This is a genomic window from Thermococcus sp., assembly GCF_027012695.1.
Classification (GTDB): domain Archaea; phylum Methanobacteriota_B; class Thermococci; order Thermococcales; family Thermococcaceae; genus Thermococcus.
Window position 1 is genome coordinate 1 of sequence record NZ_JALUYR010000120.1, and the last position, 1,588, is coordinate 1,588.

Consider the following 1,588-nt stretch of genomic DNA (forward strand, 5'->3'; position numbering starts at 1 on the left):
GTTAACTAAGTCATAGCGCTCGGCTATGCTGTTAAAAAGCTCCCTTACCAAGTTCTTCCCTCCGCAGGATTTTCTTAACCTTCGCGGGCCTTCCCCCGAGGACGTAAACCCTGTGGGCGACTCTAAACAGCTCCTCGAGCTGGTGCGACACTATGATAACGGCCTTACCGGTCTTGGAGAGTTCACCGACGATTGAGAGCAACGTATCCTTTGACTCGGTGTCGAGTCCCGTGAAAGGCTCGTCGAGGATCAGAACGTCGAAGTCGAGCAGTAAGGCCCTCGCTATCGCTGCTTTCCTCCGCGTTCCACCGCTCACTTCCTTGGGGTAGAGGTCAAGAAACCCCTCTATTCCGAGTTTTCTGGCAACTTTAGAGGGGTTGCACTCCCTCCCGCGGAACCTGGGGCCGAGGCAGATGTTGTCGTGAAGCCTCTTCCATGGAAGGAGGTAGTCCTCCTGGTAGACGACCGAGATGTTGCCACCAACCGAGACCTCGCCGGAATCGGGCCTCTCCACGCCGGCCAAAATCCTCACGAGGGTACTCTTCCCCGTTCCGTTTGGCCCGACTATGCCGACCACCTCGCCCCGCTTAACATCGAGGTTTATCCCACCGAGGATTTTCTCGCCGTTGAAGGATTTTTCCAGATTCCTCACCAGTACCAGCGTCTCACCCATAGTTCAAGCCTCCTCAGAACGAGCTGGTCTACCGTTATCATGAGCACCACGAGGAGGAGCGCCCACGCGAAAACACCGGCCTTAATCCCGAGGTCGTAGGAGTAAACGAGCTGGTAGCCGATTCCACCGGCCGAGCCAAAGGCTTCGGCAACGACGCTTATCCTCAGGGCGATGCCGATTGCTATCCTGCTCGCCGAGACCATCTCCGGGAGCGTTCCCGGGACTATGAAGTGCCTGTAAAGCTGAAGCTTCGATGGCCTGAGGAGAACCACGAGCGGGCGGTATTTTTCGAGAAGGTTTTCGCTCGAACTTATTCCTGCTGAAAGGAGGGCAGGAAAAGACGCCATTGCCGTAACGAGGATTGGAGCGATGGGACTTGTAACGCCGAAGAGCATTATGAAGATTATAGTCCAGACCAGAACGGAAACGCTCTGGATGAAGACGTTTAAAGCGCTTAAAAACGCCCGGAACTCCTCTGAATAGAGCGCCAGCAGTATAGCGCCCCCCGTTAGGCCGAAGGCTATGAGAAAGCCCGAAAGGCTGTGGTAAAGCGTCAGGAGGAGAGATTTGAGAACCAAACCATAGCCAACCTTTGAATAGAAGGAGAGGGTTTCGCCTATCCCCGGAATCAGCGTGGGGTACAGCCTAGTAAGGACCACCCACGAACCCGCTGCAAAAAGGAAGAGATAAAGCCATCCTCGTCTCATCTTCAGCCCCTGTAGAAGATGTCAAGGCTTTCGGGGTTTTCCTTCAGATAACCCCCGAGGTACGCCAGGTGCCACTCGCTTTTTATCCCCTTGATGAGGTCCTCGTCGAGTTCATCGTCGTTGACCTCAGTCCGGGAGTAGAGCACGTCGAGGGTTTTTTCGTCGAGGTGGTAGAGGTTTCCGAGGATTTCCTTTGTCCCCTCGGGGT

General features: G+C 55.0%; 2 protein-coding genes and 1 pseudogene. All 3 read right to left on the minus strand.

The features are described from left to right. Positions 1–31: 31 nt before the first annotated feature. Complete coding sequence (locus tag MV985_RS08450; protein WP_297465262.1) at positions 32–652, minus strand: ATP-binding cassette domain-containing protein; 621 nt, start codon at positions 650–652, stop codon at positions 32–34. Continuing rightward, positions 649–1,380 (minus strand): ABC transporter permease subunit, encoded by a 732-nt coding sequence (locus MV985_RS08455; RefSeq protein ID WP_297465264.1) that lies wholly within the window; start codon positions 1,378–1,380, stop codon positions 649–651. The genes MV985_RS08450 and MV985_RS08455 overlap by 4 nt, the downstream gene beginning before the upstream one ends. A 2-nt stretch (positions 1,381–1,382) precedes the next feature. Next, positions 1,383–1,588, minus strand: a pseudogene (locus MV985_RS08460) (ABC transporter substrate-binding protein); the annotation flags it as partial.